This window comes from Planomonospora sp. ID91781 (genome assembly GCF_015711595.1).
In the GTDB taxonomy this organism is placed as follows: Bacteria; Actinomycetota; Actinomycetes; order Streptosporangiales; family Streptosporangiaceae; genus Planomonospora; species Planomonospora parontospora.
Map to the genome: position 1 here is coordinate 21,273 of NZ_JABTEY010000001.1, position 18,084 is coordinate 39,356.

The following is an 18,084-nucleotide window of genomic DNA, read 5'->3' on the forward strand; positions in this document are numbered from 1 at the left end:
GCGTGGCCGAGGAGAAGACACCGTCGTACGAGCAGGCACGCGAGGAGCTGACCGAGGTGGTCCGCCGCCTGGAGGCGGGCGGGCTCACCCTGGAGGAGTCGATCGAGCTGTGGGAGCGCGGCGAGAGGCTGGCCGCGCTCTGCGAGGAGTGGCTGCAGGGCGCCCGGGTGAAGCTCGCCGCGGCCATGGCGCAGCGCAGGCAGCCCGACCCCGGCGGGGACCAGCCCTTCTAGGCGTCCGGCCGAGACCGCGCCGGGCCCCCGACCAGGACCCTGCTAGGACGCGGCCTTCGGCTGCTGCTTCAGCGAGCCGGCGAAGGCGGTCAGCTCGTCCCATCCGGCGGTGCCGGTGACGACGATCACGGAGCCGGGCAGGATCCGCACCAGCGAGCGCTGGTCCTTGTCCTCCCGCTGGCGCTTCTCCCAGGCCGCGCCGGCGATCTGGACGGTGCCGACGGACCGGTTGCTGTTGGCCATCCGGTCGGCGAACCCGGCGGCGGGCTTCTCGTCGCTCTGCGCGAGCATCACGTGCTCGCGCTCGCCGTCGGCGCCCTTGGCCGTGGCGAAGCCGAGCCGCCAGGTCACCACGCCCCGCTGCGCGGTCTTCCGGGAGCTGGTGGGGATCCAGTCGGCGGGCACCGGCTCGGGCGTCCAGACCTGGTACGGCGCGTCGCGCCGCATGTTGGCGACGTCGATCGAGTAGTCGATCCTGGGGATGTGCTCTTCCCTGCTCTGCGGCGTGACCAACAGGAAGACGAAGACGCCGAGAAGGCAGATCAGCATCGCGGCGACGTAGCCGCGGAAACCCTCAGTGAACCGTTGCACGAGTGGCGAGACTACCCGTCCGGGAGCGCGGTCCGGCCTGCAGGTGCGGCCGGACGCGGTGTCACCCGGCGGCCTGCGGGCCGGGGATCCGCCCGATGATGGCGAGCACGTCCTCGGCGAGCCGGCGGGAGGCGTCCTCGTCCGGCGACAGGACGATCTCGGAGACGGCGGCGGCCAGCGCCCCGGTGACGACCACGACCAGCGCGCCCTCGTCGCCCTCGAACAGCGCGGCGTTGCGCTTGGCCCACTGGCGCAGCCGGTCGCGCATGACGAGCTCGAAACCGGGCGGGCCGTCACCGCGCAGGAACAGCGCGGCGAGCTCGCGCTCGGCCAGGCAGCCCTCCAGGTAGGCGCGGGCCCCGGCGATGAACAGCCGCATCGGGTCGGTCTCGCCCTCGGCCCTGGCCGACTGGAGCGCCTGCTTGGTGCGCTGGGTCTGCCGGGCCTGGAACTCCTCGAAGAGCGTCAGATAGAGATCGGCCTTGCCGGAGAAGTGGTGGTAGAGGCTGCCCACGCTCGCCCCCGCGCGCGCGACCACCTCGGTGACCCCGGCGTCGGCGAAGCCGCTCGTGACGAAGACCTCCCTGGCCGCCGCCAGGAGCGCGACGCGCGTGGCGGCGCCCCGCTCCGAGGTCCGTGCGGTCACGCCCGTCGCCGACCGATCCGTGTCGCTGCTCATGGTCGGCAGGTTATCCCTTCCCGGCCAGGCAAGAGGGGGACAACTACGATCGTTGCAGTAATCCACGAGAGGGGCCTTCCGCCATGTCCGAGCAGACGTCCGTTCCCGCCGCCCTCGCCACGGGCGCGCACGCGCCCGATCGCAACCTCGCCCTGGAACTGGTCCGGGTGACCGAGGCCGCCGCGATGGCCGCCGCCCGCTGGGTGGGGCGGGGCGACAAGAACGGCGCCGACGGCGCGGCCGTCAACGCGATGCGGCAGCTGATCAACACCGTGTCGATGAACGGCGTGGTCGTGATCGGCGAGGGCGAGAAGGACAACGCGCCGATGCTCTACAACGGCGAGTCCGTGGGCGACGGCACCGGCGCGGAGTGCGACGTGGCCGTGGACCCGATCGACGGCACCCGGCTCACCGCGCTGGGCATGCCCAACGCCATCTCGGTGATCGCGGTCAGCGAGCGCGGCTCGATGTACGACCCGTCCGCCGTCTTCTACATGGACAAGCTGGTGACCGGCCCGGAGGCCGCCTCCTCGGTGGACATCAACGCGCCGGTGGCCGACAACATCGCCGCGGTGGCCCGCGCCAAGGGGTGCGAGTCCTCGGACGTGACCGTGGTCGTCCTCGACCGGCCCCGGCACGAGAAGATCATCGCCGAGATCCGGGAGACCGGCGCGCGGATCAAGCTCATCACCGACGGCGACGTGGCCGGCGCGATCATGGCGGCGCGCACGGGCACCGGCATCGACCTGATGCTCGGCATCGGCGGCACGCCCGAGGGCATCATCGCGGCCTGCGCGCTCAAGTGCCTGGGCGGGGTGATCCAGGGCAGGCTGTGGCCGCGGGACGACGCCGAGCGCCGCAAGGCCCTGGACGCGGGCCTCGACCTGGACGCCACGCTGACCACCGACGACCTGGTCAAGTCCGACGACGTGTTCTTCGCGGCCTCCGGCATCACCGACGGCGAGATCATGCAGGGCGTGCGCTACCGGGGCGGCCGGGCCGTGACCAGCTCGCTGGTGATGCGCGGCCGTTCCGGCACGATCCGCAAGATCGAGTCGGAGCACCAGCTCTGGAAGCTCCGCGCCTACAGCGCGATCAACTTCGACAGCGCCAGCTAGGGTCCGCGCCGCGTCCCGGCGAACGGCCGGGACGCGGCACGCGGCGGTGCGGTCCCCGCCGCCCAGGAGCCGCCCGGGAGCCGCCCGGGACCCTCCGGGCACCGCGAGGGCTCTACGTCGGGTCGCCGGAGGTCGTACGGCGGACCGCCGGAGGGAAGGCCCCGCATGTCAGCGACGGAACCAGGAGCGGCGGGGCCGCTTGGGCGACTTGGCGATCACGCTGCCCATCGAGACGAGGCCGGTGACCTCGATGACCGGGCCGTCGGGGGCGGGCCGGACCTGGTTCTTCTTCCCGCCCAGGAAGAGCGAGGCGGGCATCTCGATCCGCACGCCCTCCGGGACGATCAGTGTGAGCGTCCCGCCGATCACGGTGACCTGGAGGGTCACGTGGCTGGACTGCAGCAGCGCCTCGCAGAGGTCGAGGGTGACGTTGGCGCAGACGGCGGTGGCGGAGAAGCGGGTGGGCACCACCCAGCGGCCCGAGCGCTCCTCCGAGCCGAAGAAGGCCGTCACGGGCCGGACGTCGGTGCGCAGCGGCTGGGCCTCGGGCGGGAGCAGATCGGCGGTGATCGCGGCGAGCTCGCCCAGCGTGCGGGCGCGGTAGACCGCCTCCAGCCGCTCCTCGTGCTCGTCGTGGGCCAGCCTGCCGTCGGCGAGCGCGTCGCCCAGGACCGCGGCCACCCGCTCCCGGTCGGAGTCGCCCGCCCTCAGGTCGCCGGGGCGCGGTTCCGGCGCTCTCCCCCTGGTCGCGGGGGGACGCACCGGAGGCGGCACGGCCGGCGTCGCGGGGGGCCTGGAATCGTCCACGCCTCGACGATAATCCCTGCCGGACCCGGATGCGCCCGGCCCGCGGACGACCGTTGACCCGGAGGGGAGACGCGCCTAGCCTGACGAGAACTTGAACCCCCCTCATGTTCTCTGGAGGTCGCGATGCCGACCCCGCGTGACCGGCAGGCACGGGTGGCGACCTGGGCCGCCTTCTTCGTCCAGGGCCTGTGCTTCGCCACCCTGCTCACCCACGTGGCCGACCTGCAGCGCGCGTTCGGGCTGAGCGACGGCGACCTCACGCTGGTCCTGCTGCTGGTGCCGCTGATCGCGGGCGTCGGGAGCGTCGCCGCCGCCCCCCTGGCCGCGCGGTACGGCAGCGCCCCGGTCCTGAGGCTCTCCCAGCTCGCCGTCTGCGCCGTCGTGGTCCTGATGGGCTGGAACGGCCAGCTCGCCGGGCTCTACGTGCTCAGCGCCGCCTTCGGGCTCTTCGTCGGGGCGGTCGACGCGGCGATGAACATGCAGGCGGTCGCGGTCGAGCGCCGGTACGGCATGAGCGTGCTGACCGGCTTCCACGCGGTCTGGAGCGTCGGCTCGATGCTGGGCGCCGGACTCAACTCCGCCTTCAGCGCCCTGGAGGTGGATCTGGTCTGGGCGTTCTCCGTCCCGGTGGTGTTCGGCGCGCTCGTCTCGCTGGCCCTGCTCCCCCGCCTGTACGGCGCCGCCGAGGAGCGGTTCCCGCAGCGGGCGGCCGCGGAGCACGCGGCGGGTAAGGCCGCGGAGCACGCGGCGGGTAAGGCCGCGGGGAGCACCGCGGAGGACGCCGGAGAGCACCCGGGGGCGGACGCGCCGGCCGGGTCGCCCCCGCGGGACGGGACGGCGCCCGCCCGGGTGCCGTGGCGGCCGGTCGTCCCGCTCTGCCTGGCGATGGCGTTCCTCTACGTCGGCGACGCGGCGGTCTCCAACTACAGCACGGTCTACATGGAGAAGGCGCTGGCCGCGAGCGGATGGCTGGTGCCGATGGCCTACTTCGCCTACCAGGCCGCCATGCTCCTGGCGCGGGTCCCCGGCGACCTCGCCGTCCGCCGCCACGGTCCGGCCCCCGTGGTCCGCGCGGGCGCGGTGGTCGGGGCGCTGGGCGCGATCGGCGTCGTCGCCGCGCCCGGCCCGGTCGTGGCCGTGCTGGCGTTCGGCCTGGTCGGGGTGGGCCTGTCCGTCATCGCCCCGCAGTCGTTCTCGGCGGCGGGGCGGCTCGGCGCCGGGGCCGAGACGGCGATCGCGCGGGTCAACCTGTTCAACTACGTCGGGTTCGTCGTCGGCGCCGCCGTGGTCGGCACGATCAACGACACCGTGGACGTGCGGGCGGCGTTCGTGCCCGCGGTGGTGCTGATCGCCCTGATCGTGCCGCTGGCCGGGGGGTTCCGGCCGAGGACCGCGCCCGCTCCGGCGGTCTCCTGACCTCCCCCGGTCCCGGCCCTGGGGCCGGGACCGACGGGGCGGAGCCCGACGCGGGAGACACGGGACGGGAGGATCGGCTCGGACGGCTCACGACGTCCGGGACGGGGCTCCTCCGGACGGCGGCCGTCAGCGGGCGAGGTCACCGGCGACCGCGGCGACGATCTCCCCCGCGCGCTGGGCGGGGAGCCGGGCGAACCCCATGACCAGGGCGGGCGGACCAGGCCGATGGCGCATCGGAGCCACCGGCTCGACCGCCAGGCCCCGGGCCCGGGCCGCCGCCGCGACGGCCCGCTCGTCCCAGCCGCCGGGCAGCTCGGCGAACAGGTGCAGCCCGGCGGAGACGCCCCACACGGCGACCTCGGGGAGGTGCTCGGCCAGGGCTCGCACGAGGGCGTCCCGCCGGGCACGGTACTCCCGGCGCATCCGCCGCAGGTGCCGGTCGTAGGCTCCGGTCCGCAGGAGGTCCGCCAGCACGTGCTGCTCCAGCACCGGCGATCCCATGTCCTGCTCCGCCCGTGCCCGCCGTACCGCCCCGGCGATGTGCGGCGGGGCCACCACCCAGCCGAGCCGGAGCCCCGGGGCCAGGGACTTGCTGACGCTCCCGGCGAGGACCACCCGGCCCGGGGCGAGCCCCTGCAGGCAGCCCACCGGGTCACGGTCGAACCGGAACTCCGCGTCGTAGTCGTCCTCCAGGACCACCGCGCCCGTCGCCGCGGCCCACTCGGTCAGCTCCGCGCGGCGGCGAGGGGAGAGCACGACCCCGGTCGGGTAGTGGTGGGCCGGGGTGAGCAGCACCGCCCGGACCTCCGCCGCGGCCAGCGCCGCCACGTCGATGCCCTCCTCGTCGGCCGGGACCGCGACCAGGTCGGCGCCCGCGGCCCGCAGCAGCGGCAGCTGGCGCAGGCCGGTCGGGTCCTCCACCGCGAGCCGCAGGCCGCGCTCGCGGTCCGCCGGGTGCGCGGCCCGGCCGGTGAACCAGCCGAGGTCGCGGCCGGGGTGCTCCCCCGGCTCGGGGAAGCGCCCGGCGAGCACCTGGACGGTGAGGCTGAGCCCCTGGGCGACCCCGCCCACGATCACCAGTTCGTCCGCGGTCGCGTCGGCCCCCCGGACCCGGCGCAGGTAGGCGGCCAGTTCCTCGCGCAGCTCCCGGACGCCGCCGGGATCGCCGTAGTCCAGGGCTCCGGCGGGGAGGGACGCGAGCACCCGCCTGGTCGCGGCCAGCCACCGCTCCCGGGGGAAGGTCCGCAGGTCGGGGGAGGTGGGGCGGCGCCCGTAGTCGCACTCGTGGACCGGCGTCCCCGCATCCGCGGGAACGGGGCGCTCCGCTCCCGCACCCGGAGAACCCCGGCGGAGGACACCGTCGGCCCCGGGAACGGGAGCGGAACCGGGACCAGGACCAGGACCGGAGCCGAGACCGGAACCGGGACCGGAACCGGAACCGGAACCGGAACCGGGGCCGAGACTGGAACCGGGGGCGGGACCGGAGCCGGAGTCAGAGCGGGGGCCGGTGACAGGGCCGGGGCCGGTGACAGGGCCGGGACCGGTGACAGGGCCGGGGCCGGTGACAGGGCCGGGGCCGGAGCCGGGAGCGCGGCTCGCGGCGGGTGCCACCCGGGTCCCGGCTCCCACCTTCGCGACCAGGAACCCCTCGGCGACCAGCTGCTCGTACGCCTCGACGACGACGCCCCGCGACAGACCGAGATCCCTGGCCAGCTCCCGGCTCGCGGGCAGCCGCACCCCGGCGGCCAGCCTGCCCTGCCGTACGGCTTCGCGCAGCTCGCGGGTGATCTGCCCGGCGATCCCGCCCGCGGCCCGGTCGACGCTCAGATGGAGATCGGCCAATTGGTCCTCTGTTCTGCTCGGTGATTGGACTGAACCGGGAAACCATTGTCTCCCTAGCATTCCGGGCATGAGCGATGTTGTCACCACCCGCGCGGCCCGGTTCCGCGGTCCCGTCCAGGCGGCCGGGGCGATGTTCCTGGTGGGCACCCTGGCCGGGGTCTCCGGGCTGATCGAGGACTATCCGATCTACGGCGGGCAGGCGCTGCGCTACCTGCTGGCCGCGGTGATCCTGCTGGCCGTCGTCCGGCTGTCGGGCCTGCGGTTCTTCCGGCCGTCGCCCCGCGAGGCCGCCCTGCTGGCCGCCCTCGCCCTCACCGGGCTGGCGATCTTCAACGTGTGCGTGATCGAGGCCACCCGGCACGGGGGCCCCGCACTGGTCGGCACCGTGCTCGGCACCGTCCCGCTGGCGCTCGCCCTGATCGGCGGGCGCCCCTCCCCCCGGATGCTGGCGGCGGCGGCGATCGTGGTCGCCGGGGCCACCGTGGCCACCGGCCTGGGCAGCGGCGACCCGGCCGGGCTGCTGTGGTCGCTGGGCGCCCTGGCCTGCGAGGTCTGCTTCTCGGTGCTGGCCATCCCGCTGCTGCCCCGGCTGGGCGCGCTACGGGTCTCGGCCTACTCCGCCGCGCTGGCCGTACCGCTGCTGGGGGTGATCGGGCTGCTGGCCGACGGGTCCGCGGCGCTGCGCGTGCCGACCGGCGCCGAGGCGGCGGGCCTGGGCTACCAGGCGGTCGTCGTCACCGCCGTGGCGTTCTTCCTCTGGTACGACGCGCTGCCCCGGCTCGGCGCGGCCGCGGCAGGGCTGTTCGCCGGGCTGATCCCGGTCGGCGCGATGGTCACGGGCGCGGCGCTCGGTCTGGGCGCGCCGTCCGCCGCCGACCTGGCCGGGGCCGGGCTGGTGATCGCCGGGATCGCCGTCGGGCTCACGGCCGGACCCGGGCGCGGAAGAGACGTCCCGGACCCGGCGGGACCCGGGCGCGGGGAGGGTGTCCCCGGCCGACCGGCGGCCGCGGTCACCGCCGCTGAACCGGCCTGAACCGCGGGGGACGGCGCGGCGCCCGGTGGCGGCCGGCCGTCGCCCCGCCGTCAGTGGCGCAGCGGACGCTGGTTCTTGTTCTCCTCGGCGACCATGTGGAGCACGATGGTGAGCAGCGACCCCACGAGCCCGCCGATGATGAGCAAGCCGATGGCGAACAGCACATAAGAACCGATTTCCATGATCTTCCCCTGAGATGCCGGTCATCCGGTGCGTACGGCCTCATGTCCATCCTGCGCCGACGGCCTCCCCCGCACGGGCAAGGGACGTCACGGAAACCGCATGTTCCCGTCAAGGGCGTTTCGCCCGTACGGACACCGGACGCACGGGCAGGCGGAGGCCTGGCGCACGGAGGCCGGACGCGCGGACGCCGGACGCGCGGACGCCGAGCGCCCGGACTCGCGGAGGCCGGGCGCGGGGAGGAGCGCCCGGATCCGGCCCGCCGCCCTCAGCGGTGGCTGATCGGCCACTCCTGGTCCCGGAGCCCGAGCTCGTGCAGCACGAGCCCGATCAACGGGACGAGCAGCCCGGCGAGCACCAGGAGACCGAACCCCAGCATCATGATCTGAGCGGCTTCCATGGCTTCCTCCTCGTGAAGCGGAGCGGATGCGTTCACCCGTCTCTCCGTCGCCCGGCGGGCAAGCGGACGTCCCGGACGCGCCACGGTTCGCCCAAGAAGCGGCCCTGCCCCGCGGAGCCGTACGGCGGGCGCCTTCCGGAACGCCCGCCGGGAGGCCGTACCCTCTAGCAGGAACCGGCGAGAACCGGCAGAAGGCCCCCGGCACGGAGGATCGAAGACGATGCCCGAGTTCGACTACACCGACCTGCTCCCCCTGGGAACGGACGAGACGGAATACCGCCTGGTCAGCAGCGAGGGGGTGCGGGTGGTCGAGGCCGCGGGCCGCAGGTTCCTGGAGGTCGCCCCCGAGGCGCTGCGGCTGCTCACCGAGACCGCGATCCACGACATCTCGCACTACCTGCGGTCGTCGCACCTCGCCCAGCTCCGTAAGATCATCGATGACCCCGAGTCCAGCGGCAACGACCGCTTCGTCGCCCTCGACCTGCTCAAGAACGCGTCCATCTCGGCCGGCGGCGTGCTCCCGATGTGCCAGGACACCGGCACCGCCATCGTGATGGGCAAGCGCGGCCGGCACGTGCTGACCGACGGCGCCGACGCCGAGCACATCTCCCGCGGCGTCTACGACGCCTACACCCGGCTGAACCTGCGCTACTCCCAGATGGCCCCGCTCACCATGTGGGAGGAGAAGAACACCGGCTCCAACCTCCCCGCCCAGATCGAGCTGTACGCCGAGGACCCGCACGGCCACCCGGACGAGTACAAGCTGCTGTTCATGGCCAAGGGCGGCGGCAGCGCCAACAAGTCGTTCCTGTACCAGGAGACCAAGGCCGTCCTCAACGAGAAGCGCATGCTGGCCTTCCTGGAGGAGAAGATCCGCTCCCTCGGCACGGCCGCCTGCCCGCCGTACCACCTGGCGATCGTGGTGGGCGGCACCTCGGCCGAGTTCGCGCTGAAGACCGCGAAGTACGCCAGCGCCCGTTACCTGGACTCGATCCCGACCGAGGGCTCCCCCAGCGGGCACGGCTTCCGCGACACCGAGCTGGAGGCCAAGGTCTTCGAGCTCACCCAGAAGCTCGGCATCGGCGCCCAGTTCGGCGGCAAGTACTTCTGCCACGACGTCCGGGTGATCCGCCTGCCCCGGCACGGCGCCTCCTGCCCGGTCGCCATCGCGGTCTCCTGCAGCGCCGACCGCCAGGCCCTGGCGAAGATCACTCCTGAGGGGATCTTCCTGGAGAAGCTGGAGACCGACCCGGCCCGCTTCCTGCCGGACACCACCGACGAGCACCTGTCGGACGACGTCGTGAAGATCGACCTCAACCGGCCGATGGCGGAGATCCTCGCCGAGCTGACCAAGTACCCGGTCAAGACCCGCCTCTCGCTGACCGGTCCGCTGGTCGTCGCCCGCGACATCGCGCACGCCAAGATCGGCGAGCTGCTCGACGCGGGCGGCGAGATGCCGCAGTACATGAAGGACCACGCCGTCTACTACGCCGGTCCCGCCAAGACCCCCGAGGGCTACGCCTCCGGCTCCTTCGGTCCGACCACCGCCGGGCGGATGGACTCCTACGTCGAGCGCTTCCAGGCCGCGGGCGGCTCCATGGTGATGCTCGCCAAGGGCAACCGGTCCAGGCAGGTCACCGAGGCGTGCCAGAAGTACGGCGGCTTCTACCTGGGCTCCATCGGCGGCCCGGCCGCCCGCCTGGCCCAGGACTGCATCCGGAAGGTCGAGGTCCTGGAGTACCCGGAGCTCGGCATGGAGGCCGTCTGGAAGATCGAGGTCGAGGACTTCCCCGCCTTCATCGTGGTGGACGACAAGGGCGACGACTTCTTCACCGACCGCACCGGCCCGGCCCTTTCCATCGGCCGCCGGAGCTGACCGCAGGCCGCGCCGTGGCCCGGGGAGCGCTTCCCCGGGCCACGGCCGCCTTGCAAAAATAGGAAGACCGGTCTACTTTTTCCTCATGGGCCAGAAAGGCGAGGAGACCCGCGGCCGCCTGCTCGACGCGACGCGGGACCTGATCGAGACCGGCGGTTACTTCGGCACGGGGCTGAACCAGGTGGTCGCCGCGAGCGGGGCGCCGCGCGGCTCGCTCTACTTCCACTTCCCCGGCGGCAAGGACCAGCTGGTGGCCGAGTCCGTGCGGCGTGCCGGGCGGGAGATCGGCGAGACGCTGCACGCGCTGGCGGAGACCGCGCCCGACGCGGCCGGCCTGGTCGCCGGGGTGATCCGGCTGCTGGGCGATCGGCTGGAGGAGTCCGGCTGGCGCAAGGGCTGCCCGGTGGCGACCGTGGCACTGGAGACGGCGGCCACCAGCGACCCCCTCCACCGGGCCTGCTCCGACGTCTACGGATCCTGGGAGGAGGCGCTCCGCCTGCGCCTGGCCGCCGACGGCCACCCCGAGCCGGACGACACCGCGGCCACCGTGCTCGCCCTGGTCGAGGGCGCACTGCTGCTGGCCCGGGCACACCGGAGTCGGGAGCCGCTGGACCGCGTCACCCGCCGGATCGTCGCACTGCTGTAGGAGTCCCCGGTTCCCCTCCGGGGACCTCTTCGCGCCTCGAAAATATGTAGACCGATCTATAAACAGGAGTGATCGTATGACCCCCGACTCCCTCGTCCTCGGTGCCACCGGGTTCGTCGGCCGCTCCCTGGTGGCCGAGCTGCTCCGCCAGGGGCGTACGGTCGCCGCCGCCGTACGCGGCTCCGGGGACCGGCTGACCGCCTGGCTCGCCGGGCAGGGGGTGGAGTCCTCCCGGTTGACCGCCGTCACCTGCGACGTCACCGTGCCCGGCCTCGGCCTGCGGGAGAACGCCGGCCTGGAGGCCGTGCGCGACGTCTACAACGCCGCCGGCCGGTTCGCCTTCGGGCTGACCGTGCAGGAGGCGCGGTCGGTCAACGTCACCGGCGCGCTCAACGCGGCCGACTGGGCCGCCACCCGCCCCGGCCTGCGCCGCCTGGTCCACGTCAGCGGCTACCGGGTGAGCGGCGGGAGCCCCGACCACCGGCGCGAAGGGCCCTACGAGGCCTCCAAGAAGGAGGGCGACGCGGCGGTGCGCGCCCGGGCCGCCGAGCTCGGCCTCCCGCTGAGCGTGGTCAACCCCGCCACCGTGATCGGCCCCGGCCAGTTCATCGGCCTCGCCTCGCTCGTCCGGGACCTCCGGCACCGGCGGCTGCCCGTCCTCCCCGGCGGGCCCGGCGTCTTCGTCCCCGTGGTCGACATCGGCTACCTGGCCCGGTTCATGGCCGCCCTGCCCGAGCATCCGGAGACCGCGGGCAGGGCGTACTGGGTGCTCGACGACGAGACGCCCGAGCTCCCGGAGCTGGTCGCGCTGCTCGCGGCCCACCTGGGCGTGCCCGCACCGCGGTGGTCGGTCCCCGTCGGGCTGGTGCGGCGGCTGCCCCGCGCGCTGACCGGCGTCGACCCGGAGACGCTGTCGTTCCTCTCGAAGGACCGCTACGACACCGCCCCGGCCCTGGCCTTCGCGGAGCGGATCGGGCTGCGGATGCCGCCGGTCGGGCAGGCCCTCCGGCGCTGGGCCGACGACCTGGTCGCCGCGCGGTTCGGGGAGGGGCCGGCGGAGCGGGAGACCGCGGCGGGGAGAGGAGCCCCGCGTGGGACTCGGTGACCGGGAGAGCCGCGCTCCACCGCCGCGGGCGCCGGCCGCTCCGCCGTGCGGCGGGGCGGCCGGCGCCCGTGGTCCTTCCGGGGAGGCGCTCAGCCGGTGAGGAACGCGACGAGCGCCTCGTTGACCTCCTGGGCGTGGGTCCACAGCAGGCCGTGCGGAGCGCCTTCGATCTCGACGTAGGTCGCCTCGGGCAGCGCCTTGCGCAGCAGGCGGGCGGTGGCGTCGATGGGCAGGATGCGGTCGGCGGTGCCGTGCAGGATCAGCGCGGGCACCCCGGAGGCGGCGACGGCGGCGACGTCGGCGCGGAAGTCGGTGACCCAGGTCGGCACGCACGCGGCCGAGGCGTGGGCCGACGCCCCGGCGGCCACGTTCCAGCTGGACCGCAGGGCCGCCTCGCTGAGGCGCCCGCCGAGGTTCTCGTCGGTGTTGTAGAAGTCGGCGTAGAAGGCGTCGAAGTAGGCGTAGCGGTCGGCGGTGACGGCCTGGAGGATCCCGTCGAAGACGGACCGGTCGACGCCGCCGGGGTTGTCGTCGGTCTTGAGCAGGAACGGCTGGAGCAGGGCCAGGAAGGCCGCCTTGCCCACCCGCTCGGTGCCGTAGGTGCTCAGGTAGCGGGCGACCTCGCCGCTGCCCATGGAGAACCCGACGAGTACGGCGTCGCGCAGGTCGAGGGTGCGCATCAGGACGTCGAGGTCGGTGGCGAAGGTGTCGTAGTCGTAGCCGGTGGTGGGCCGGCTGGAGCGGCCGAAACCGCGCCGGTCGTAGGTGATGACCCGGTGACCGGTCTCCAGCAGGGCGGGGAGCTGCTTCTCCCAGGAGTGGCCGTCGAGGGGGTAGCCGTGGATGAGCACGACCGGCCGGCCGGCGCCGTGGTCCTCGTAGTAGATCTCGATGGAGGTGGAGTTCTCGGTGCCGACGGTGATGTAGGCCATTTTCGTTCCTTTGCGTGGTGTGAGGTCACTGCTGGGGTGAACGTACGGATCGCGTGCTGCGCAGAGGTGAACGGGACGGGGCCCGGGAGCGGCCCGCCGACGACCGCGGAAGATCGGGAGGGCCGTTCGCCCCCGCCCCGGACGTGCCGTCCGGCGGCCCCTCCAGCGGCGGCCCTCTAGCGGCGGCCGGCGGCGGCGCGCTCGATCAGGTCGGCCACCGCGTCGGGGCGGGAGACCAGGACCGCGTGCGAGGCGCCCTCGATCTCCACGGTGGCGCGGGCCTCGGCACGCTTCGCCATGAAGCGCAGCGCGGCCGGCGGGATGTTCTTGTCGCCGGTGGGGACGAGCGCCCAGGAGGCGATGTCCTTCCAGGCGGGGGCACCGGAGGGCTCGTTGAGCGCCGCGGCGGTGACGGGGCGCTGGGTGGCGGCCATCAGCTTCGCGTCGCGGGCGGGGACGTCGTGGGCGAACTGCTTGCGGAACTTCTCCTGGCGGACGTAGAGGTCGGTCCCGCCGCCGGGCAGCGGCACCTCCCGCAGGGTCTCGCCGAGGGTGCTGCCGGGGTGTCTGCCGGCCAGGTCCGCGGCGCTCTCGCCCTTCTCCGGGATGAAGGCGGCGATGTACACGAGGGCCTTGACCTCGTCGTTGCCCCGGGCCGCGTTGGTGATGACCGCACCGCCGTAGGAGTGGCCGGCCAGGACGACGGGGCCCTTGATGCTCTTGAGCAGGGCGGCGGTGGCGGCGGCGTCGTCGGCCAGGCCGCGCAGCGGGTTGGCCGACGCGATCACGGTGTAGCCGCGGCGCTGGAGCCGCTCGGCCACGCCGTTCCAGCTGGAGGCGTCGGCGAACGCGCCGTGCACGAGCACGATGGTGGGCTTGGCCGGGCTCGCGGTCGCAGCGGAGGCCGCCGGGGCGGCGGTGGTGAGCGCGGAGGCCGCGGCGGCCGTGGCGAGCAGGGCGGTGAGGGGGCGGGCGAAGCGGGCCATCGGATCCTCCGGGGAAGTCGTTTTTCGAAGTGGTTGAACCGTACTCGATTACATCGCGTACGAGATAGTCGAGAGCGACGTGATCTACGCCACTCCGATGACTTGCGGCGACCGGTCCGCGTGGGTCGCGGTGGCTCCACGTGGGTCGCGGTGGCGCCCGGCCGCTCCCGCGCCGATGACGGTCGCGGGCACGTCCCGGGTCCGGCGGAGCGGAGCGGATTGCCGCTTCCGTTGCAAGATCTCCGAGATGTCCCGGGGGACCGGGCCGCCGATCTGGATCACATGCGATCGAATCGCGTGCGATCTGGTCGTCACCGCTCTTTCCGCCTAGACTCCGTCCATGGATTCGGACGCGAACCGCCGCCGGGCGGACGCCCCGCGGGACGACGGCTCCGGGCCGCTGGCCGCGATGCTCTGCTTCGACCTGTACGCCGCCTCGCGCAGCGTCACCTCCGTCTACCGCACCCTGCTCGACCCCCTCGGCCTGACATATCCGCAGTACCTCGTGATGGCCGTGCTCTGGCGGCACGAGGAGAGCACGGTCCGCGCGATCGTCGACGAGCTGCGGCTCGACTACAACACCGTCTCCCCCCTGCTCAAGCGGCTGGAGGCGAACGGCCTGCTGGCGCGGCGCCGCCGCGCCGACGACGAGCGCTCCGTCGCCGTCACCCTCACCGAGGAGGGACGGGCCCTGCGGGAGCGGACCCTGCACATCCCGGACGCCATCGGCGAGGCCATGGGCATCGACGGCGAGACCGTCGCCGGGCTCCAGGGCGTCCTGCGCACCATCGCCGACTCCGCCACCGCGTACGCGGCCCGCGCCTCGGCCGGTACGGCCCGCACGGCGCACTGACGCCTCGGCCCCGCCCTCCCGCACCGGGCTCCGACACCGCCCCGCCCTTAGGCCTCGGGTTCCGGGACCGGGTTCCGGCACCGGGTTCCGGGACCGCCCCGCACCCCCGGTCTCCCGAGCGGTCCCGCGCCTCCGGCCTCCCGCACGGTCCCGGCGGAGGGAGTGAAAACGGTGACCGTACGTGTCCCGACTGTCACCTGCGAGAGAATCTGACCGCAATGGACAAGAACTTTCGGCCCTGTCTCTACTGGTCGCACTACGCAAATCGGTAAGCTGCCCATCATGCGTGCGCCGTCCGGATACCTTCTTGCCGCGCGCTACCGGCTTGCCGAGCCGGTCGGGCGCGGCGGCATGGGCACCGTTTGGCGAGCGCACGACGAGTTGCTCGGCCGCGAGGTGGCGGTCAAGGAGGTGCGGCTGCCGCTGGTCCTCGACGAGGAGCTGCGGGCCGAGCTCTGTGCGAGGACCGAGCGCGAGGGGCGGGCGACCGCGATGGTCGCGCACCCTTCGGTGATCACCGTCTTCGACGTCGTCACCGAGGACGAGCGCCCCTGGATTGTCATGGAGCTGCTCAGAGCCAGGTCCCTGGAGCAGCTGGTCCAGCAGGAGGGGCCGCTGCCCCCGCGCCAGGCCGCCGAGATCGGGCGGCAGGTGCTGGGCGCGCTGCGCGCCGTACACGCCAAGGGCATCCTGCACCGCGACGTGAAGCCCAGCAACGTCCTGGTGACCGGCGAGCGGGCCGTCCTCACCGACTTCGGCCTCGCCGCGCTGGAGGGCGAGGTCTCGATCACCCAGGCGGGCATCGTGCTCGGCTCCGCCGGCTACATCGCGCCGGAGCGGGTGCTGGGCTCCAAGGCGAGCCCGGCCGCCGACCTGTGGTCCCTCGGGGCGACCCTCTACACCGCCGTCGAGGGCCGGGGCCTGCACGGGCGGCGCACGGCAGCCGCCGCGCTGGCCGCGCTGACCAGCGGCGAGCCGATCCCGATGGAGAAGGCGGGCCCCCTCGCCCCGGTGCTCCGCGGGCTGCTCACGATCGACCCGGCCACCCGGCTCGACCCGGTCCGGGCCTCGCTGATGCTGGCCCGGGTGGCGGCCGGCGGGATCGCCGAGGAGCCGCTGAGCCGTCCCGCGGGCAAGCCGGCGCGGCCCGCCCCGGCGATCGCCGTGCCCTCGTTCAACCGCAGGCCCCAGCACCGCGGCCTGCACCGGGCGGGCGCCGCGCCGATTCCGCCTCCGCCGCCGGTCGCGACCCCGGTGCCGCCGCCGCGCGGACACCGGCGCCCCGCCGAGGGGAACCACCGCAAACCGCCGCTGGCGCCGAGGCCCGCGCCGCGCCCCCTGGTCCGCCTCATGTCGCCGGTCATCCGGCTGATGCTGCCCCGCAGTCTCTGGCCCAAGGAACTCCGCAAGCGAGGCTAAAGCGTTCCTCAAGGAGTAATCGCTTATCTTCTTCTCATGCCGGAACAGCAGACGCGCGTGCTCGCTGGCCGTTATGAGCTGATCACCCCGCTCGGCCGGGGGACGATGGGCACCGTTTGGCGTGCCCACGACCGTTCCCTGGGCCGCGAGGTGGCGATCAAGGAGATCCGCCAGGAGCCCGGGCTCAGCGAGGCACAGCGCGCCGAACTGCGGGAGCGCATGATCCGTGAGGGTCGTACGGCCGCCCGCATCAGCCACCCTTCAGTCGCCACCGTCCACGATGCGATCATCGAGGACGGCAGCCCGTGGATCATCATGGAGCTGGTCCAGGCCCGCTCCCTGGAGCAGGTGGTCGAGGAGGAGGGTCCCCTCCCGCCCCGGCTCGTGGCCGCGATCGGGGTGGACCTGCTGGACGCGCTGCGCGCCGCCCACGCCCAGGGCGTGCTCCACCGCGACGTGAAGCCCGGGAACGTGCTGATCACCGAGAGCGGCCGGGTGGTCCTGACCGACTTCGGCATCGCCAAGGCCGAGGGGGACACGAGCCTCACCCAGACCGGCATGGTGATCGGCTCCCCGGGGTACACCGCGCCCGAACGGGCCCGCGGGGAGCACACCGGGCCGGAGTCCGACCTCTGGTCGCTCGGGGCCACGCTGTACTTCGCGGTCGAAGGCCGTCCGGCGTACGAACGGTCCACGATGGCCGAGACGCTCGCCGCGCTGATGACCGAGAGCGTCGACCCGCCGGTCCAGGCGGGCCCGCTCCGCCCGGTCCTGGAGCAGCTGCTGGAGAAGGACCACACGGTACGGCTCACGCCCTCCCAGGCGATCGCCATGCTCCGGGCGGTGGCCGACACCCCCCTGGCCTCGTCGGCGCCCCCTGAGGCGTTCCGGCCCCCGGCGCCCGCTCCCGCGGCGGACGGCGGGGCCGGTTCCCCGTTCCATCACGCCGCCGGCCCCGGCTCCGAGGGCCGGGCGGGGGCATGCGCCGGGGACGGCGCGGGGAGCGGCCCCGGGAACGGCACGGGGAGCGGTCCCGGGAACGGCACGGGGCCGGACGAGGAGTTCGACGCCAACCGGACGATGATGGTCGCGCGTCCCACGATCGGGCTCCCCCTCCCCGGTGCCGGCCGGACTCCCCCGGCCCCGCCCGCACCCCGCCCCGAGGCCGGCTCCGGCGTCGTCGCCGGCCTGGGCACCCCGGTGGCCCGGGGGCCGTCCGCTCCGGACCGCCGGGGAGGGCCCGGTGGCCCGGCGGTCCCGGGGTCCGGAACCTCCGCGCCCACGGGTCCCGGATCCGGGGGCCCGGGATCCGCAGGCCCGGGCGGTCCGCCGGTCGGCGGCCCTCCTGCGTCTCCGCCGGGGTTCTCCGGCGGGCAGGGCCCCGGAGCACCGGGCACCGGAGGGTGGAACCCCCCGGGCCCGCCGTTCCACGGCGCGTCGCCGGCGGGTCCGGGAGGGTTCGCCCCGGGTGACGCTCCGACGGAGACCGGGGCGCTCCCGGGCCCCGGCGGGTTAGGTGGACCCGGCGGACCGAACGGCCCCGGCAGGCCCGGAGGACCCGGCTCGTTCGGGGGAGCGGGCGGATTCGACGCACCCGGTGGGCCGAACGGCCCGGGCGGGCCCGGAGGGCCGGGATCACCGGGAGACCGGCCGGGCCCGCTCCCGCAGGGGCCCGGTCAGAGGTGGCCCGGTGACGACGACTCCGCACCCGGCCTGGGGACCGAGCTGTTCTCGATCGTCGGACCGGGTGAGCAGCAGGTCGCGCAGCAGCAGAAGAAGCGGGCCGGGGCGCTCCTCCTGATGGGCGTGGCGACCGCCGCCCTGGTGGTCATCATCGTCCTCGTCCTGGCGCTCCTCTACGCCCGGTGACCGCACGGCGGCATCCACGCGACGGCGCGGATGCCGCCCGGACGGGCCCCGGCACCGGCCCGGACGACGGCCGGATCCCGCCTGGAACATCCGCCTTAT

18 protein-coding genes are annotated in these 18,084 nt (G+C 74.3%); 10 read left to right on the forward strand and 8 right to left on the reverse strand.

What is annotated here, in order from left to right; all coding sequences use genetic code 11:
* Nucleotides 1-2: 2 nt before the first annotated feature.
* Entirely contained in the window at nt 3-233 is a 231-nt protein-coding gene (locus HS048_RS00090) for an exodeoxyribonuclease VII small subunit (protein ID WP_068901243.1), read from the forward strand.
* 42 nt (nt 234-275) lie between these two features.
* On the opposite strand, the gene HS048_RS00095 is transcribed toward HS048_RS00090, so the two are convergent.
* Both HS048_RS00095 and HS048_RS00100 read right to left on the reverse strand, forming a co-directional pair.
* Nucleotides 276-824: a DUF4245 domain-containing protein gene (locus HS048_RS00095; protein ID WP_068901242.1), complete on the reverse strand. Its 549-nt coding sequence runs from the start codon at nt 822-824 to the stop codon at nt 276-278.
* A gap of 61 nt (nt 825-885) precedes the next feature.
* Nucleotides 886-1,503, reverse strand: coding sequence for a TetR/AcrR family transcriptional regulator (locus HS048_RS00100; RefSeq protein ID WP_068901241.1), 618 nt, complete (start codon nt 1,501-1,503; stop codon nt 886-888).
* A gap of 83 nt (nt 1,504-1,586) precedes the next feature.
* Between HS048_RS00100 and glpX the strand changes: the two genes are divergently transcribed.
* Nucleotides 1,587-2,621 carry a class II fructose-bisphosphatase gene (glpX, locus tag HS048_RS00105; RefSeq protein WP_068901239.1) on the forward strand — a complete coding sequence of 345 codons (1,035 nt, stop codon included), beginning with the start codon at nt 1,587-1,589 and terminating at the stop codon, nt 2,619-2,621.
* 168 nt (nt 2,622-2,789) lie between these two features.
* Here the strand turns inward: glpX and HS048_RS00110 are convergent, their stop codons facing one another.
* Complete coding sequence (locus tag HS048_RS00110; protein WP_084008801.1) at nt 2,790-3,428, reverse strand: DUF1707 domain-containing protein; 639 nt, start codon at nt 3,426-3,428, stop codon at nt 2,790-2,792.
* A gap of 123 nt (nt 3,429-3,551) precedes the next feature.
* Between HS048_RS00110 and HS048_RS00115 the strand changes: the two genes are divergently transcribed.
* The gene (locus HS048_RS00115; RefSeq protein WP_196465757.1) at nt 3,552-4,844 is read left to right on the forward strand and encodes an MFS transporter; all 1,293 of its coding nucleotides are present in this window, start codon (nt 3,552-3,554) and stop codon (nt 4,842-4,844) included.
* Nucleotides 4,845-4,970: 126 nt separating this feature from the next.
* Here HS048_RS00115 and HS048_RS00120 read toward each other — a convergent pair whose 3' ends face one another.
* Nucleotides 4,971-6,686: a PLP-dependent aminotransferase family protein gene (locus HS048_RS00120; protein ID WP_230880667.1), complete on the reverse strand. Its 1,716-nt coding sequence runs from the start codon at nt 6,684-6,686 to the stop codon at nt 4,971-4,973.
* A gap of 67 nt (nt 6,687-6,753) precedes the next feature.
* Between HS048_RS00120 and HS048_RS00125 the strand changes: the two genes are divergently transcribed.
* Nucleotides 6,754-7,719 (forward strand): DMT family transporter, encoded by a 966-nt coding sequence (locus tag HS048_RS00125; RefSeq protein WP_196465758.1) that lies wholly within the window; start codon nt 6,754-6,756, stop codon nt 7,717-7,719.
* Between the two features lie 50 nt (nt 7,720-7,769).
* Here the strand turns inward: HS048_RS00125 and HS048_RS37960 are convergent, their stop codons facing one another.
* Nucleotides 7,770-7,901, reverse strand: a complete 132-nt coding sequence (locus HS048_RS37960; protein WP_255529558.1) for a hypothetical protein — start codon at nt 7,899-7,901, stop codon at nt 7,770-7,772.
* A 266-nt stretch (nt 7,902-8,167) separates the two neighbouring features.
* Nucleotides 8,168-8,299, reverse strand: coding sequence for a hypothetical protein (locus tag HS048_RS37965; RefSeq protein WP_255529559.1), 132 nt, complete (start codon nt 8,297-8,299; stop codon nt 8,168-8,170).
* Nucleotides 8,300-8,519: 220 nt separating this feature from the next.
* Between HS048_RS37965 and HS048_RS00130 the strand changes: the two genes are divergently transcribed.
* From HS048_RS00130 to HS048_RS00140, 3 genes are all read left to right on the forward strand, one after another.
* Nucleotides 8,520-10,175, forward strand: coding sequence for a fumarate hydratase (locus tag HS048_RS00130; protein ID WP_068901237.1), 1,656 nt, complete (start codon nt 8,520-8,522; stop codon nt 10,173-10,175).
* Between the two features lie 85 nt (nt 10,176-10,260).
* Nucleotides 10,261-10,821, forward strand: a complete 561-nt coding sequence (locus HS048_RS00135; protein WP_196465759.1) for a TetR/AcrR family transcriptional regulator — start codon at nt 10,261-10,263, stop codon at nt 10,819-10,821.
* A gap of 76 nt (nt 10,822-10,897) precedes the next feature.
* Nucleotides 10,898-11,926 carry an SDR family oxidoreductase gene (locus HS048_RS00140; protein ID WP_196465760.1) on the forward strand — a complete coding sequence of 343 codons (1,029 nt, stop codon included), beginning with the start codon at nt 10,898-10,900 and terminating at the stop codon, nt 11,924-11,926.
* A gap of 89 nt (nt 11,927-12,015) precedes the next feature.
* Here the strand turns inward: HS048_RS00140 and HS048_RS00145 are convergent, their stop codons facing one another.
* Together HS048_RS00145 and HS048_RS00150 are read right to left on the reverse strand one after the other, a co-directional pair.
* The gene (locus tag HS048_RS00145; RefSeq protein ID WP_196465761.1) at nt 12,016-12,858 is read right to left on the reverse strand and encodes an alpha/beta fold hydrolase; all 843 of its coding nucleotides are present in this window, start codon (nt 12,856-12,858) and stop codon (nt 12,016-12,018) included.
* 176 nt (nt 12,859-13,034) lie between these two features.
* The gene (locus tag HS048_RS00150) at nt 13,035-13,844 is read right to left on the reverse strand and encodes an alpha/beta fold hydrolase (RefSeq protein ID WP_068901232.1); all 810 of its coding nucleotides are present in this window, start codon (nt 13,842-13,844) and stop codon (nt 13,035-13,037) included.
* A gap of 340 nt (nt 13,845-14,184) precedes the next feature.
* On the opposite strand from HS048_RS00150, the gene HS048_RS00155 reads away from it, so the two are divergent.
* From HS048_RS00155 to HS048_RS38420, 3 genes are all read left to right on the forward strand, one after another.
* Entirely contained in the window at nt 14,185-14,697 is a 513-nt protein-coding gene (locus tag HS048_RS00155) for a MarR family winged helix-turn-helix transcriptional regulator (protein ID WP_068901228.1), read from the forward strand.
* A 282-nt stretch (nt 14,698-14,979) separates the two neighbouring features.
* Nucleotides 14,980-16,116 (forward strand): serine/threonine-protein kinase, encoded by a 1,137-nt coding sequence (locus tag HS048_RS00160; protein ID WP_196465762.1) that lies wholly within the window; start codon nt 14,980-14,982, stop codon nt 16,114-16,116.
* A 36-nt stretch (nt 16,117-16,152) separates the two neighbouring features.
* Nucleotides 16,153-17,985, forward strand: a complete 1,833-nt coding sequence (locus tag HS048_RS38420) for a serine/threonine-protein kinase (protein ID WP_304609645.1) — start codon at nt 16,153-16,155, stop codon at nt 17,983-17,985.
* The last annotated feature ends 99 nt before the right edge of the window (nt 17,986-18,084 follow it).

Bases quoted from the DNA above. Each gene is read 5' to 3' on its own strand.
- HS048_RS00125 (WP_196465758.1), top strand. From the start codon at position 6,754: ATGAGCGATGTTGTCACCACCCGCGCGGCCCGGTTCCGCGGTCCCGTC.
- HS048_RS00115 (WP_196465757.1), top strand. From the start codon at position 3,552: ATGCCGACCCCGCGTGACCGGCAGGCACGGGTGGCGACCTGGGCCGCC.
- HS048_RS00155 (WP_068901228.1), top strand. From the start codon at position 14,185: ATGGATTCGGACGCGAACCGCCGCCGGGCGGACGCCCCGCGGGACGAC.
- HS048_RS00150 (WP_068901232.1), bottom strand. From the start codon at position 13,844: ATGGCCCGCTTCGCCCGCCCCCTCACCGCCCTGCTCGCCACGGCCGCC.
- HS048_RS37960 (WP_255529558.1), bottom strand. From the start codon at position 7,901: ATGGAAATCGGTTCTTATGTGCTGTTCGCCATCGGCTTGCTCATCATC.
- HS048_RS00160 (WP_196465762.1), top strand. From the start codon at position 14,980: ATGCGTGCGCCGTCCGGATACCTTCTTGCCGCGCGCTACCGGCTTGCC.
- HS048_RS00140 (WP_196465760.1), top strand. From the start codon at position 10,898: ATGACCCCCGACTCCCTCGTCCTCGGTGCCACCGGGTTCGTCGGCCGC.
- HS048_RS38420 (WP_304609645.1), top strand. From the start codon at position 16,153: ATGCCGGAACAGCAGACGCGCGTGCTCGCTGGCCGTTATGAGCTGATC.
- HS048_RS37965 (WP_255529559.1), bottom strand. From the start codon at position 8,299: ATGGAAGCCGCTCAGATCATGATGCTGGGGTTCGGTCTCCTGGTGCTC.
- HS048_RS00100 (WP_068901241.1), bottom strand. From the start codon at position 1,503: ATGAGCAGCGACACGGATCGGTCGGCGACGGGCGTGACCGCACGGACC.
- HS048_RS00135 (WP_196465759.1), top strand. From the start codon at position 10,261: ATGGGCCAGAAAGGCGAGGAGACCCGCGGCCGCCTGCTCGACGCGACG.
- glpX (WP_068901239.1), top strand. From the start codon at position 1,587: ATGTCCGAGCAGACGTCCGTTCCCGCCGCCCTCGCCACGGGCGCGCAC.
- HS048_RS00145 (WP_196465761.1), bottom strand. From the start codon at position 12,858: ATGGCCTACATCACCGTCGGCACCGAGAACTCCACCTCCATCGAGATC.
- HS048_RS00130 (WP_068901237.1), top strand. From the start codon at position 8,520: ATGCCCGAGTTCGACTACACCGACCTGCTCCCCCTGGGAACGGACGAG.